The organism is Hymenobacter psoromatis, from assembly GCA_001596155.1.
GTDB lineage: Bacteria > Bacteroidota > Bacteroidia > Cytophagales > Hymenobacteraceae > Hymenobacter.
On record CP014771.1, the window covers coordinates 429,334 to 443,869 of the forward strand.

At 64.7% G+C, this 14,536-nt stretch carries 14 protein-coding genes; 7 read left to right on the plus strand and 7 right to left on the minus strand.

All coding sequences use genetic code 11. The annotated features are described in order from the left end of the window. The first annotated feature begins 24 nt into the window (after window positions 1–24). The 5 genes from A0257_01955 to A0257_01975 all read left to right on the plus strand — a co-directional run bounded on the left by A0257_01955 (window position 25) and on the right by A0257_01975 (window position 6,430). The gene (locus tag A0257_01955) at window positions 25–2,823 is read left to right on the plus strand and encodes a hypothetical protein (GenBank protein ID AMR25984.1); all 2,799 of its coding nucleotides are present in this window, start codon (window positions 25–27) and stop codon (window positions 2,821–2,823) included. Window positions 2,824–3,381: 558 nt separating this feature from the next. After that, window positions 3,382–3,891, plus strand: coding sequence for a hypothetical protein (locus tag A0257_01960; protein ID AMR25985.1), 510 nt, complete (start codon window positions 3,382–3,384; stop codon window positions 3,889–3,891). A 167-nt stretch (window positions 3,892–4,058) separates the two neighbouring features. Then, entirely contained in the window at window positions 4,059–5,144 is a 1,086-nt protein-coding gene (locus A0257_01965; GenBank protein AMR25986.1) for a hypothetical protein, read from the plus strand. 14 nt (window positions 5,145–5,158) lie between these two features. Next, window positions 5,159–5,524: a hypothetical protein gene (locus A0257_01970; GenBank protein AMR25987.1), complete on the plus strand. Its 366-nt coding sequence runs from the start codon at window positions 5,159–5,161 to the stop codon at window positions 5,522–5,524. Between the two features lie 174 nt (window positions 5,525–5,698). Continuing rightward, on the plus strand, window positions 5,699–6,430 hold the full coding sequence (locus A0257_01975) for a hypothetical protein (protein AMR25988.1): 732 nt from the start codon (window positions 5,699–5,701) through the stop codon (window positions 6,428–6,430). A 65-nt stretch (window positions 6,431–6,495) separates the two neighbouring features. On the opposite strand, the gene A0257_01980 is transcribed toward A0257_01975, so the two are convergent. The 6 genes from A0257_01980 to A0257_02005 all read right to left on the minus strand — a co-directional run bounded on the left by A0257_01980 (window position 6,496) and on the right by A0257_02005 (window position 11,286). After that, window positions 6,496–6,888, minus strand: coding sequence for a hypothetical protein (locus tag A0257_01980; GenBank protein AMR25989.1), 393 nt, complete (start codon window positions 6,886–6,888; stop codon window positions 6,496–6,498). Window positions 6,889–6,911: 23 nt separating this feature from the next. Next, window positions 6,912–7,811 (minus strand): transposase, encoded by a 900-nt coding sequence (locus tag A0257_01985; GenBank protein ID AMR29580.1) that lies wholly within the window; start codon window positions 7,809–7,811, stop codon window positions 6,912–6,914. A 156-nt stretch (window positions 7,812–7,967) separates the two neighbouring features. Beyond that, window positions 7,968–8,306, minus strand: a complete 339-nt coding sequence (locus A0257_01990) for a hypothetical protein (protein AMR25990.1) — start codon at window positions 8,304–8,306, stop codon at window positions 7,968–7,970. Window positions 8,307–8,343: 37 nt separating this feature from the next. Then, window positions 8,344–9,015 carry a hypothetical protein gene (locus A0257_01995; protein ID AMR25991.1) on the minus strand — a complete coding sequence of 224 codons (672 nt, stop codon included), beginning with the start codon at window positions 9,013–9,015 and terminating at the stop codon, window positions 8,344–8,346. Between the two features lie 31 nt (window positions 9,016–9,046). Next, complete coding sequence (locus tag A0257_02000; GenBank protein ID AMR25992.1) at window positions 9,047–10,426, minus strand: hypothetical protein; 1,380 nt, start codon at window positions 10,424–10,426, stop codon at window positions 9,047–9,049. Between the two features lie 164 nt (window positions 10,427–10,590). After that, window positions 10,591–11,286 carry a DNA-binding response regulator gene (locus A0257_02005; protein AMR25993.1) on the minus strand — a complete coding sequence of 232 codons (696 nt, stop codon included), beginning with the start codon at window positions 11,284–11,286 and terminating at the stop codon, window positions 10,591–10,593. Between the two features lie 304 nt (window positions 11,287–11,590). Between A0257_02005 and A0257_02010 the strand changes: the two genes are divergently transcribed. Together A0257_02010 and A0257_02015 are read left to right on the plus strand one after the other, a co-directional pair. Then, window positions 11,591–12,145 carry a hypothetical protein gene (locus tag A0257_02010; protein AMR25994.1) on the plus strand — a complete coding sequence of 185 codons (555 nt, stop codon included), beginning with the start codon at window positions 11,591–11,593 and terminating at the stop codon, window positions 12,143–12,145. A 126-nt stretch (window positions 12,146–12,271) separates the two neighbouring features. Next, window positions 12,272–13,672, plus strand: a complete 1,401-nt coding sequence (locus A0257_02015) for a peptidase M28 (protein AMR25995.1) — start codon at window positions 12,272–12,274, stop codon at window positions 13,670–13,672. 89 nt (window positions 13,673–13,761) lie between these two features. Here the strand turns inward: A0257_02015 and A0257_02020 are convergent, their stop codons facing one another. After that, the gene (locus tag A0257_02020) at window positions 13,762–14,505 is read right to left on the minus strand and encodes a cell envelope biogenesis protein OmpA (protein ID AMR29581.1); all 744 of its coding nucleotides are present in this window, start codon (window positions 14,503–14,505) and stop codon (window positions 13,762–13,764) included. Between the last annotated feature and the right edge of the window lie 31 nt (window positions 14,506–14,536).

Sequence of the window (14,536 nt, forward strand, 5' to 3'; positions counted from 1 at the left end):
GCCGGCCGGGCTACTTTTGCCCCCATGTCCCGCAAGCTTCTGGCCCTGCTGGTGGCCGCGTTTTTCGTGCTTTCGCTGGCCACCTACGTTTATTATCGCCGCACGCTGGCCGCCGTGCCCGTCGATGCCTACGCCCTGGTGCCCGACGATGCGGTGCTGGTGCTGGCCACCCACGACCACCCCGCCCTGGTGCAGCACCTGCAGGAGGCCGGCGTGTGGGACAACCTCACCGGCGTGCGGTACTACCAGCAGGTAGCAGGGCAGCTGGCCCTGGCTGACAGCCTCGACAACGGCGGCCGGCCCGTGGTGGCCCCCGCGGGCGGGCGGCCCCGCGGCTTGCTGGGGCTGCTGGGTAAAAAGCTGGTGCTGACCTCGCTGCACCTCACCGGGCCGGGGCAGTTTGACCTGCTTTTTCAGATTCCGCTGGCGAGCGTGCGCGAGTACCGCCAGGCGCGGGGCTTTCTTGAAACGCTGGCCCGCGACCCGCGCTACATGCTCAGCACCCGCGATTACGAAGGCCATGAGCTGGACGAGCTGGCTGCCCGCGCTGGCGGCCGCCTCACGGTGCTCAACTACCGCAATCATCTGATTTTTAGTACGAATTCCGCGCTGGTGGAAGCCGTGGTGCGCCGCCTGGGCCACCCCGATGCGCCCACCGTGCGCGCCGGCTTCGGGGCCACCGACCTGCTGCGCCTGCCCGACGTGGATGCCACCGTGCTGGTGAATTTCCGGCGGGTGCCGGCTCTGCTCGACGTGCTCTTTCAGCCCGGCACCCACGCCCAGCTCGACCAGGTGCTGGCCCTGGCCCACGACGGCCTGGTGGGCCTCAAGTTCAGCCCCGGCCAGCTGGCCTTCTCCGGCTTCGCCAACCCCGAAACCGCCGCCAACTCGTGGCAGCAGCAGCTGCGCGGCCAGCCCGCCCAGCTCCTGCGCCCCCTGGCCGACGTGCTGCCCCTGCACGCCAGCCTGGTGCTGGCGGTGGCCGGCCAGCTGCCGCCTACCCCCCCGCCGGCCACCGACTCAGCCGCCGCCCGCCGCCCCGTCGCCTACGGCCCGGCCCTCGACAGCCTGCGCGCCGGCTTGGTGCCGGGCGCGGCGCTGGTGTACCTCACCACGCCCGCGCCCGGCGTGGTGCCGGCCCAGGTGCTGGTGGCGCGCTGCCAGCGCGTGGCGGCCACCGGCCGCTGGCTGGCCCGGCTGCGGCGGCTGGGCGGAGCGTCGCCGGCGTTTAGCCGGGTAGGGAATTATGAGGTGCAGGCGGCGGGCTTTGAGGCGGCGCGGCTGCTGGGGCCGCTGGCGGCGGGCGTGTCGGCGGCGGGCAGCTCGGTGTTATGCACAGCTTTAGTAGGGAATTATTTGGTGATAAGCGACGAAATCAGCTTGCGCCGCTACCTGGGCGAGGTGGCTGCGGGGCAGGTGTGGAGCCGCTCGGCGGCCCAGGTGGCACTGTTGCAGCAAACCCTGCCCCAGGCGCGCCTCACCGTGCTGGCCGATGTGCGCCAGGGCTGGAACGCGCTGCTCGGCTACCTGGCCGAAGACCGCCGCGCTGGCCTGCTGCGCAATGAGAGCCTGTTTCAGCGCTTCCCGCAGGTGGCCTGGCAGCTCCTGCCCCCCGATGCCGCCGCCGAGGAAGGCCGGCCCGGTAGCCAGTATTTTGCCCAGCTGCTGCTGCGTCGCCCCGGCCAGGGTCCGGCCCTCGACTCGGTGGCGGCCAGCGGGGCGGGCACCCGCTTTCGCTCGGCGCTGGCGGGCCGGCCCCTGCTGCTGCCGGCCCTCGCCAGTGCCGTCGAGGGCAATGCCACCGGCCCGGTGGTGGTGACCGACTCACTGGGCGTGCTGCACCTGCTGCCCGCCGGCCCCGCCGCCCAGCCCTGGGCCGATAGCCTGCCCGGCCCCGTGGTGGGCCTGGGGCCGCGCCTGGCGCGGGGCCGCCTGCTGCTGGCCACGGCGCATAATATTCACTGGCTGGACCCCGCCAACGGCGAGCAAGTGCCCGGCTTTCCCCTCAACCTGCCCGATTCGGTGACGGTGGCCTACGTGGCGGCCGGCACCTCGCCCCGCCTGGTGGTGGCCACCGCCCACCAGGATTTATTGCTCTTCGACACTAACGGCCGCCGCTACCCCGGCTGGCCCCGCCACCTCGAAGCCCCGCTGGCCGGCCCGCCCGTGCTGCTGACCGTGGGCGGCCGCGACGTGGTGGTGGCCGCCCTGCGCAACGGCTACGTCTATGCCTTCGACCAGGCCGGCGGGCGCTATCCTGGCTTCCCGGTGAGCGCCGGCGCGCACCTCGCCGGCCCGCTGCTGGCCACGGCCGGCCCCACGCTGGCCCGCAGCGTGCTGCGCCTCGTGAACCAGCACGGCGAATTGCTCACCATCACGCTCAGCGGCGACATCACGGCCCGCCGCCGGGTGGCTACCTGGAGCCGCACGGCCACGTTCCGATTGGTGCCGGAGGCGGGGGGTAGGGCGGGCTCGTTTGTGGTGGTGCGCCAGGATGGCGGCCAGCTCGACGTGTTCAGCCCCGGCAGCGTGGCCCCGCTGCTGAGCCGGCAGTTCGTGACTTCGGGCGAGAAGTCGGTGCAGTGGTTCGACTTTGGCGTGACGCACCAGGTCCTGGCCCTCACCGAGCCGCTGCCGGGCCAGGTGTGGCTCTTCGACGGCCAGGGCCGGCCGCTGGGCGCCGGCAGCCCTACCCCCGCCCTGGCCGCCTGGCCCAGCACCGGCACCGGCATCGGCCTGCGCTACGACGCCGCCCGCCAGCGCTACCAGCTGCTGCGCCTGCTGCGCCGCGAGCTGCGGAGGGACGAGATAGCCAGCCAATAAAGAGCGTCCGCAGCAGGGCTTACGCAAAGAAGATTTCGCACAGGGTGCGTAAGCCCTACGGATAAATCTTCAGAAGTAGGGTGCGGGGCTTGCCCCCGCCCGTCGTTGAACGAATGCCTTACGAGTCGTTCAACGACGGGCGGGGGCAAGCCCCGCACCCTACTTCTGAGGTTAACTGGTGCCTGCACCCAAGCACCCAGGGATGTAGCGCGGCCTCTGCAAGTCGCGTCGCTATTAGCTGCATAACGTTAGCGCAGCTCTCAGGCTGAGGTATCGCTTAACCGGGGCAAGCGGCCGGCTTTTTTGCCGGCAGCCCGCGGGTACATAAACCTGGAGACCGCGCTAGCGAATAAAAAGACAATCCTACTAAGCTCACGGAAGCATGACGGTCTTTTTATTCAGCGCCCACACGCCAAATTATAAAATTGGTAGGCTATTTTCGCAGCTGTAAAAATAACCTACCAACTGTGTAGGTTATTTTTACAGCCAAAAAAATAACCTACACTTAAATACGTCATGGGTCGTCATGCTAAACTCTCTACTTCGCCACTGGCGCAGGTGCGCCGCTACTTTGGCCTGAGCCAGGCCGCGCTGGCCGCTTGGCTGGGCATTCAGCCGGCCCAGGTGGGGCACCTGGAGGCCGGGCGGCGCGCCATGACCGGGGCCGTGCTGCGGCGGCTGGTGCCGCTGGCCGGGGCTGCCGCCGCCGGCCCGGCCCCGGCCGAGGCCGACCCGCCCGCCGCGGCTCCCGCGCCCGCGGCCCTGCTCGCCCGCCTGGATTATTGTCGGCACCACGCCACCCGGCTGCGGCGGGCGCTGGCCGCCCAGGCGGCCCCGCTGGCCCAGGCCCGCCGCTGGCAGCAGGCCCTGCCCGCCCTGCTGGCCGCCCCGCCCGACCCCGCCGACCCGCCCGCCCGCGCTGCCCGCGCTCACGCCTGGCTGCTGCGCCGCCAGGCCGAAGCCGCCGCCGCCCTCGATGCCGAGGCCGCCGCCCGCTACCACCTGCTGCGCGCCCAGGCCGAAGGGCTCGAAGCCGAGGCCGCCGCCCTGGCCCGCCTGCTGCCATAGCGCGGGGCCATGCTTTACCTCAGCCCCAGCACCCGCGCTGCCGGGCAGCAAACGTGCGGTAAGCTTTAGCTTGCCGTTGATTAACGCGCACGGAGCGCCACCAGCCGGCCCCCATATAAAACGCCAAGCTAAAGCTTACCCCACATTTACCGCCCGATATTTTTCGTATGAAAGCTCTCCTTGGCCTCGTGGTAGGCAAATTCTGGCCGCCGCACCGGGGCCACCAGCTGCTGCTCGAAACCGCCGCCGCCCAAGTCGCCGAGCTGCTGGTGCTCGTGTATGCCAATCCCGACGATGCCCGGCACCCGGCTCCGGCCCGCGCCGCCTGGCTGCGCGAGCTATATCGCGGCGATGATTTTGCCCAGGGCCCGCGCGTGGGCCCTACCCCCCTGCGCATCATCGCCCTCACCGCCGAGGCCGACGGCGTGCTCCCCGACGCGGCCGACGACCACACCCACCGCGAATTCGTGCGCCAGTGGCTGGCCCGCCAGGGCTACCGCATCGACGTGGTTTTCAGCAGCGAAGCCTACGGCACCGGCTTTGCCGAGCACCTGGGGGCCGCCCACGTGCTGGTGGATGAGCCGCGCCAGCGCGTGCCCATCAGCGGGACCCGGCTGCGCGCCGCCCTGGCCCAAAACTCCCCCTTTGCCACCGGCCCCCTGGCCCTGATTCACCCGTTTATTGCAGCGCAATACGGCGCGGTGCCGCCTACCCCCGTGCCGCGCCTGGTGCTGCTGGGGGCTGAAAGCAGCGGCAAAACAACCCTCTGCCAGGCGCTGGCCGAGGCACTGGATACCGCGTGGGTGCCCGAATACGGCCGCATCCTGCACGAGCAAAAAAACGGCGCGCTCACCTACGAGGACCTGCTCTACATCGGCCGCCGCCAACTGGAGCTGGAAGATGCCGCCACGCCCCACGCCCGCGGCTGGCTCGTCTGCGATACCAACGCAACTACCACGGCGCTGTATTCCTACTACTATTTTCACCGCTGCGAGCCGGCCTTGCGAGCGCTGGCCGCGGTGTGCCGGGCGCGCTACGCCCGCACCTTCGTGTGCCTGCCCACGGTGCCCTTCGCCCAGGACGGCTGGCGCGGCCCCGAGGCGCTGCGCCAGTTTCAGCACGGTGCCATTCTGATGCAGCTGGAGATGCTGGGCATTCCATATGTTTTGCTCGATGGCAGCGTGGCGGAGCGCGTGGCGCAGGTGCGGGCGGCGCTGGTCGCCCTGCCATCGCAAGTAGCCAGTAGCCGATGAGGTACTTTAGATTTTTGCTGATTAACGCGGCCTATTTGGTGGCTATGCTAATGCTGACTATCTATTGGTCAGTGAATTTTACGGCATATTCGCATAGTAAAGGCGACGAAAGCTTCTTCTTTATTGAACTTACACTTGGGTTAGCATACATAGTGTTCATTGCCAACGCTTTATTTGTGAAGTGCATAGGCTGGCTAGCTGCGTTAGTGATACCCTTGTTGGCGTGTGGAGTGGCCGTCGTTATGACATTCGTATTAGTGTTATGGCTAATTAATGGGTATCCAGCGCAGCTTATTATCGGTTATGGTATTTCATATAGTATCGTCACTTTTGGGGCAATTGCTAGAAGTGCGTATAGATGGGGGCTGCTTGCGCTCTGATTCCAATTTCCTATTCCTGACGCTTTAGTGCAGCGCCGCGCAACAAAACAACCAGGTGGCTAATAAGCTGAAAACATACTTGCGCCAGCAAGTATGCAAAGGGAAGTATTAGTTAAAGCATTCGCCTAAAAGGCCCGTCTTACTAGCTGCTACAGCTTCACCTGCCCCGCTGTCATGAAAATTCCGACGTTGCATGGTATTATCGACCGGCGCATCCTTATCAACTTCACCGCCGACCCGGCCGACGTGGCCCGGCTGGTGCCCGCGCCGTTTCGCCCCAAGCTCTACCGGGGGCGGGCCGTGGTGGGCATTTGCCTGATTCGCCTCCAACACATCAAGCCCAAAGACTGGCCCGATTTCGTGGGGGTAGCGTCTGAAAACGGCGCTCACCGCATTGCCGTGGAGTGGGACGAGGGCGGCCAGGTGCGGGAAGGCGTGTACGTGCCGCGGCGCGACACCTCTTCGCAGCTGAATGCCTGGGTAGGCGGGCGGCTATTCTCAAGCAAGCATTTTTTGGCCAAATTCAACGTGGTTGAAACCGGAAAAGATTACCACGCAGATTTTACCAGCTCCGACGGCACCCACCTTGCTATTGACGCGCAAGCTGCCCCGGTCTTCGCCCCCGATTCTATTTTCGGCACGTTGGAAAACGTCTCCGATTTTCTGGAGAAAGGCTCGGTCGGCTACTCGCCCAACGGCGCGCAGTTTGACGGGCTGCGGCTGGCTACGTATGCCTGGCGGGTGCAGCCCCTGACCGTGAGCGCGGTAACATCCAGCTTTTTCGAGGATGAAAGCCAATTTGCTAAAGGCTCGGTTAAGTTTGATAATGCCTTGCTGATGACGGGTATCGAGCACGAGTGGCACACATTGCCCAGCAAGCCGGGGCGCGCGGCGACTACGGCTTAGCACGCGGCTGGCGCGAGTACGCTGCGTTAAACCCGCGCCAGCATTTGCCAGAGCCCAGCGTTTGGCTACCAATTGTTGGCCTTCTGGTAGGCAAAGAAGCCGCCCGTCGGCCCGTCTTCATCCAGGCAGGCCAGCCACACGGCCACTTTGGCCCCGTACTCGACGGTGTTGGGCGCGTCGGGGCCGCCCATGTCGGTCTGGGTGCGGCCGGGGTCAGCACTATTCACCTTGATGTTGGTGAGCCGCAGCTCTTTGGCCAGCAGGGTAGTAAACATGTTAAGGGCCGCCTTCGAGGCCGAGTAGCCCAGGGGCGTGGCCGCCGCCAGGCGGGGAGTCGTGTGCAGGGTTTCGCCCATCGTGGCAAACGAGCCAATGGAGCTGGACATATTCACGATGCGGCCGGCCGCGCTCCGGTGCAGTAGCGGCAGGCACACCTGCGTAACGGCCACCTGGGCCACAAAATTGGTATTCAGGTTAGGACTTACGCACTCGTCGGTATTAGCGCTGGAATGAGGGGTTTGGCTAGCAACTGGCGCAGATAAGGAGCCCACTGCTGCTGATGGGCTTGGTACAGGGTTTGGGCGGTTTGGCGGGCAAACTGGCGCAAGGACACCCAGGCCAGGTAGCAACAAGCCAAGTGGTTGCGCTGGGCCTGGGCACGGCGGCACTGGCATTTTTCAGCCCCGGTGAGCTGCTTGAAGCTGCGGTGAAACTCTTCCACCTGCCAGCGCGTGCGGGTCGTGACTTCGACGAGTTGCTGGGTCAGGGTGAAGGCGAAGTTATTGGTCACGACCCATTCAATGTCGCCGTTGGCGGCGACCAGCTTGAACAAACGCACCGCAAACGGCACCTGCTTTAAGCGCACTTCCAACCCCGTGCTCCACCCGCCCGGCGGCGGGTCCACTGCGTCCAGGGCTTGATAGCCCGTCTCCTTGTTCGCACTCACCAACCGGTTGCTTTTCAGGGTCGTGAAAAACGTCCAACCGGCGCGGTGAATGCGCTTCAGGTTCTCGCTGCCGCTGTACCAGGCATCGAACAAGAGGGTGCGGGCCTGGATTTTGTCTTCGGCCACCACGTGGGCGAACATGGCCTGGAAATGCTCGTTCTTGCTCAGCGCATCCTGCTGCGGGGCGTACACGCGGTAGTCCAGGGGCAGAAAATCACCGGCCTCCCCACTGCTGTGCACCAGGTTGACCAAGCAGATGCCGGTCACCAAGCCGTGGGCGGCGCCGGAGTACTGGCGCTTGGCCACCTCGATAAAACGGCTGTAGCGCTTGTCCTGCACACTGTCGTCGACGAACAAAAAGGCCTCGGGCGAGTCACTCAACAAGGGTAGCACCAACTCCCGCAACTGCGTGGGTGAGAACGAGCTGCGGCGCAAAAACCGGTTCACTTGGTCGTGGCTCACCTGCGGCAAGTGCTCGGCAAGGTGCGTGCACGTATAATTGCGGGGCGTACTGAGCAGGTACTCGATGTAGGTTGCTTGCGTCACCATTGGGCTAGGCTTTTTCTCAAGTTACCACCAAGTGCGTAAGTCCTACAGGTAATGGTGCAGCAGGTCGGGGGAAATTTGCGAGGGGTTCTGATTTTCGCGGGCAAAGTACACCGCGTTGTTGACCAGCACATCGAGCCGGCCGTAGTCGCGCTCGACCGTGGCGGCGGCCTGGGCCACGCTGTCAGGCAGCGTAATATCGAGCGGCAGGTAGTGGGCCCGCAGCCCTTCGCTCACCAACAGGGCGGCGGCGGCCCGGCCGGCGGCTTCGTGGCGCGCCCCCAGCAGCACTGTGTAGTGGCGCTGGCCGAGCTGGCGGGCAATTTCGAGGCCCAGGCCCCGGTTGGCCCCGGTAATGAGGGCGATTTTGGGAGAGTTTTCCATAACAATGACGTTCTTTTTGGCTGGTTGTCCTTACGCCCTAGTCAGTGGACGAGGCCGCCAGGAAAGCAATGGTGCCCATGCGGGCGTCGTAAACCGTCCAGCAAAACGCGCCCCACCACTCCTGGCCGGCCTCGAAGTAGTTGGACCAGTCATCGGACCAGGCGAAAATGGTGAGCACCCCCACGTCGTCCGGCTGGCGCACGCCCAGGAACAGGGCCAAATAATCGCGCAGCAGCTGGTCGTAGAATTGGGTTTCGCTCGCCGCGTACTCGGCGTTGGCGAAGCGGCCGGCCCTGGCAAAGCGCAGCCCGTAGGGCGGGTTGAGCAGCGCGTAGGCCAGGCCCTCGGGGTTCATATGGACGATAGAGTGGCTGCCGGGCGAGTAGTTGAAAAGTCGCAGCTCACGGGTGGCCAGGTCGTAGCCAAGGCCAATAAAATCCGCGAAGCTGATGCGAGTGCCCCGCGGCGCAGGCTCGGGAAAAATGCGGATAGTGAAGCAGTTCGGCGGGGCGGTGGCCGGGTCTCCGTAGAACCGCTCCAACTGTTCGGCCAAAATCGCCATGCCGGCTTGCGTGGCCGCCCGCGAGGCCGCGTACACATCGGCCACGGGCTGGTCAGCCGCCAGGATAACCGTGTCCAGCACCACGCCGAGGCCGCGCAGGTGAAACTGCTGCTGCGCGGCAGAATAAGTAATTTCAGTCAAGTGCATAGGCCCGCGGCCCGCGGCCGTTACTCCTAAATTACGCGAAATCCAGCACGAAGGCCGTGCCCCGCCCTACTTCCGACTCGGCCCACAGGCGGGCGTGGTGGAAGCTGGCGATGGTTTGGGCGATGGGCAGGCCCAGGCCGTAGCCTTCGGGCGCCTTGGGGCCGGTGGCGTGGAAGCGCCGGAAGCGGTCGAAGAGCAGCGGCAGGTTCGCGGCGGCGATGCCGGGGCCTTCGTCTTCCACGCGCAGCTGGTAGCCGCCGGTGGGGGTAGGGCGGCCCAGCACCCGAATTTGCCCGCCCTCGTGGTTGTACTTGATGGCATTGGCGAGCAGGTTGCGCAGCAGCGTGTGCAGCAGCGTGGCGTTGGCGTGGGGCACCACGTAGTCGGGCTGCAGGTCGATGCGCAGGGTAATTTCGCGCTGTTGGCGGCGGTCGTCGAGCTCCTCAGCCACGTCGTGCGCGGTTTGGGTGAGGCTCACGCTGGCGTCGCGCAAATACTGCTCATTTTCGATATTAGCGATGAGCAGCAGCGTGCGCACGGTGTTGCGCAGGCGGTAGAGCGTGCGCTGGCTCTCCACTATCTGGCGGCCGTGCTGCTCGGGCAGGGTAGGGTCTTGCAGCATATTTTCGAAGCGCGATTGCAGGATGCTGGTGGGCGTGAGCAGCTCGTGGCTCACGTTGCTCATAAACTCGCGCTCCTTCTCAAACGACATTTGCAGCTGCCGCATCAGGGCCGAGAGCGAGTCGTCGAGCTGCCGAAAGTCGGTCGTGTCCGTGTCGAGCCGCTGAAACGAAAACTCGCCCGGCTGCCGAATGCTCCGCAGCTTGCGCGAAATCAGCTCGCGCAGCGGCCCCAGCAAATAGTGGGCAAACGCCGCGTCCGTAAAGACCGTGATGAGCGCGCCCGCCACCAGCACCCACAGCGCCAGCCGCCGCAGCGTGTTGGTGAGCAGCTCCACGGTGGCCAGCGACGAGCCGATTTCGAGGCGGTAGCGCCGCGGGCCTACCCCATTGGTGGGCCCCACAGCCGGAGCCGTGCCCAACGGGGCCACGTAGCTCAGAATGCGAAAGTCTTCCACCTGCTGGTCCACCTGCCGGGGCTCCTCAAAAATGCGCTCGGTGGGTAGTCCGGCCGGCCCGTTGGGGTAGGCCGGCAGCGGCGTAATGGTAATATACTCCTGTTTAAGAATATTGTAGTCGGCGTAGCTCTCGTTTTGCTCCACCCGCAGAAACTTGTCCAGCCCGTCGCGCTCGATGAGGTGCAGCAGCTGCATTTTCTTGTCGCGCAGGCGCTGGTCGGTGTGCACCACGGCCACGCGCTGCACCACGGGCGAAATCAGCAGCGCCCCCAGCAGCACCAGCAGCAGCTTCGAGAGGCCATTAAAGAGGCCGAGCTTGGTTTCTAATCGCATAAAACTCTAAGGATTAATATTTTGTCCTTGCGAGCGCAACGAAGTGGAGCGCGGCAATCGCCCCAGAACGATACCCGGAAGAGTCGTTCTGGGGCGATTGCCGCGCTCCACTTCATTGCGCTCGCAAGGACAAAGCTTCCTTATGACAAACTAACACACTAAAGCTACACTGCCCGGTAGCCAATGCCGCGCACGGTCTCGATAAAGTCGGGCGAGCCGAACTGGGCTAGCTTCTTGCGCACGTTTTTAATGTGCACGTCAATGTAGTTCGAGTCAGAGTCATCTTCCAGCACGTTGCCCCACAGGTGCTCGCCCAGCTGCAGGCGCGTGAGCACCCGGCCGCGGTGCAGCAGTAGATAATGCAGCAGGTCAAACTCCTTTTTGGTGAGCGGCACCTCGGGGCCGGGTGTTTCGGGCGTGCTGCCGTAGCGCACGGTGCGGGCCGTGACATCCATCACGAAGCCGTCGCCGAAGGTGATTTCGGGTCGCTTCAGGCCAAATTTGCGACGCGTGATGGCCTGCATGCGGCTCGTCAGCTCCAGCAGCGAAAAGGGCTTGGGCAGGTAGTCGTCGGCTCCCAGGTCGAGGCCCTTGATGCGGTCGTCGAGCGCACCGCGGGCGGTCAGGATAATAAACGAAGCCTCCTGCTTCTCACTCTGGCGGGCCGCGTGCAGCAGGTCGAGGCCGTCGCCGCCGGGCAGGCCCAGGTCGAGCAGCACAAAGTCATAGGAGTTCACAAACAGCTTTTCCGACGCCTCGGCGTAGGTGTGGGCCGAGTCAACCAGGTATTGCGCCTGGCTTAGGAACTGGCGAACCTCCTGGTGGAGGCTTTTTTCGTCTTCAACGAGCAGAACGTGCATGGAGCGGGGAGGGGTGAAGGAGGAATGATGGTACAACATTCGTACGGGTACCGTTAAATGAAGATGAAGATTGGCTGTCGATTTAATGAAGATGAAGAAATAAATCTGAAAGGCCGCCCCTGGCTAAATGCAGGAGCGGAGGAGTTTGGGTCAACTATCTGTTAGTTAACTGATTATTCTCTATGTCCAACTTACTGTTTTTCAATTTTTAACACGTAAATCTGTACAGGGCAGGCTTTTGGTCACAGCAGCAGCAGCTACCTTTGATGAGTGCGTTGCGGAGGGCCGCGCGCCGCTTTTGCCCATGAAAACGAAGTTTCTACCCCTGCTTTTTAGCCTGTTGCTGGCGCTGGTGCTCGGTGGCCCGGCGGCTGCCCGGCCGCCCCGCACCACTATTTACCTCGTGCGCCACGCCGAGAAAGACCTTACCCCCGGCCTCTCCGACCCGCCCCTGACGGCCGCCGGCGAGGCCCGCGCCCAGCTGCTGGCCCAGCGCCTGGCCCGCCGCAAGCCCGCCGCCCTCTTCACCACCGACACGCGCCGCACCCGCGCCACCCTGGCCCCGCTGGCCCAGGCCACCGGCCTCGTGCCCGAAGTATACAACGCCAAAGAGCCCGATGCCTTCGCCATCCGTCTCTACCGCGAGTACGCCGGCAAAACGGTGGTTGTGGTGGGCCATTCCAACACGCTGCTACCCCTGCTGGCGGCGCTGGGCGTGGGGCCGCTGCCGAGCGAAATTCGCGACGAGGAATATAATTACCTCTTTAAAGTGGACCTGCGCCCCGGCAAGCCCGCCAAGCTGATAATGAGCCGCTACGGCGCGGCCCCGCAGGCGGCGAGCACGAACAAAGTGCGGTAGGGTAGGGCTGTTCCGACCAACTGGCGCTGTGGTGTGAGCGCAGGTTGTGGCGCAGCAGTAGGGACAAAAGTCGCTAAGCTGGTACTTTTGGCCGACTACGCGGCCCGCCGCTTTATTTCTTCTCTTATGCGCGCTTTTTCTTCGCTGCTGCTGGCGGGCCTGCTGGCCGCCAGCGTGGCCCCGGCCACTGCCCAAACCACCGCCAAAACCGACTCGCTCAACCTGCGCCGCATCTACGATGAGGCGCTGCTGCGCGGGCAGAGCTACGACAACCTGCGCTACCTGTGCGAGCGCATCGGGGGGCGGCTCTCGGGCTCGCCGCAGGCCGCGCTGGCCGTGGACTGGGGCAAGCTGACGATGGAAAAGGCCAACTGCTTCGATAAGGTGTACTTGCAGGAGTGCATGGTGCCGCACTGGGTGCGCGGGGCCAGGGAAAAGGGCCAGATTATCGGCAATAAGGGCCGGAGCATCGCGGTGGCCGTGTGCGCGCTGGGTGGCTCGGTGGCCACGCCCGGCAACAAGCCCCTGCGCGCCGGGGTAGTGGAAGTCAAGAGCTTAGATGAGTTGAAAGCCCTGCCCGATGAGGCGGTTAAGGGCAAGTTCATCTTCTTCAACCGGCCCTTCGACGATGCCCTCATCGAGCCGGGCGCGGCCTACGGTAAGGCCGGCGACCAGCGCCGCAGCGGCCCCGCCGAGGCGGGCCGGCGCGGCGCGGTGGGCGCGCTGGTGCGCTCACTCACGGCGGCCCACGACGACTACCCCCACACGGGGGCCACCAACTACGGCGACACGCCCACCAAAGTGCCCGGCGCGGCCCTCAGCACCATCGCCGCCGACCAGCTCAGCCAATTGCTGAAAGCCGACCCCAAGCTGCAGTTTGAGCTGGAAATGAGCTGCCAGCAATTGCCCGACGTGCAGAGCTACAGCGTGATAGGGGAGGTGCGCGGCACCAAATACCCCGACCAGATTATTACCGTGGGCGGCCACCTCGATTCCTGGGACCTTGCTCAGGGTGCCCACGACGACGGCACGGGGGTAGTGCAGAGCATCGAGGCGCTACGCCTGCTCAAGGCCGCCGGCCTCAAGCCGGAGCGCACCGTGCGCGCCGTGCTCTTTATGAATGAGGAAAACGGCACCCGCGGCGGCGAAAAGTATGCCGAGCAGGCCCGGCAAAACCACGAAAACCACCTTGCCGCCATCGAGAGCGACGGCGGCGGCTTCACCCCGCGCGGCTTCAACGTGCAGACTACCCCCGCCGTATTTCAAAAAGTGGCCGCCTGGAAGCCGCTGCTGACGCCCTACCTGGCCGGCCAGCTCACGCCCGGCCACGCCGGTACCGATATCGAGCCGCTGACCGCCGCCGTGCATCCCGTGGCCCTCTTCGGCTACGACTGCGACTCGCAGCGCTATTTCGACATCCACCACACCGCCGCCGACACCTTCGATAAGGTCAACAAGCGCGAGCTGGAGCTAGGCGGCGCGGCAATGGCTTCGTTGATTTACCTGCTGGGCAAGTACGGATTGTAGGTGTAGGGTGCGGGGCTTGCCCCCGCCCGGCGTTGAACGAGCCCGATACGAATCGTTCAACGCCGGGCGGGGGCAAGCCCCGCACCCTACTAGTTCGTATTCAAAATCGAAAACAGCTCATCCAATTTTGGCGTCAGAATGATGTCGGTGCGACGGTTGAGGGCCTTGTCCTGGGGCGTGTCGTTGGGAGCTACGGGTAGGTACTGGCCTCGTCCCGAGGGGGTTATCTGGGTAGGGTCGATGCCGGCGGCGGTGAGCAGGCGCGTAATTTCGGTGGCGCGTAGCACGCTCAGGTCCCAGTTGTCCTTGGCCCCGTTTACTACCCCCCTGATGGGCACGTTATCGGTGTGGCCTTCAACCAGGATATTGATATCCTTGTTGCCCGTCAGTGCATTAGCCAGTTTCACCAGCGCATCCTGGCCGGCTGGGTCCACCTTGGTGGCACCTGATTTAAAGAGCAGCTGCTCGGAAAGCGACACGTAAACCTTGCCGTTTTTGACGTTCACCTGCAAGTCGTTGCTGTTGAAGCCCAGCAGGGCATCGGCCACTTTTTGGCGCAGGGCTTTGGTGGCGGCCTCCTTCTCATCGAGCACACGCTGCAGCTCGGCCACGCGGGCATTTTTGCCGGCCAGGTCCTGCTCGGTGGTGCCCAGCGTCTGGTTGAGTTGGCTCACCTGGTTGGACTTATTCATCAAATCGGTGCTGAGACTGGCCTGGGTGCGGGCGCTCGACTGTAGCAGGGCCGACTTCTCGGCCTGGAGCTGGTCGCGCGATTTGGTCAACTCATCGCGCGAGCGGCTGAGGTCGGAATTCTGCTGCTGCAAGGCGGCGATTTCCTTTTTATTGCAGCCCGGCAGCGTAAGC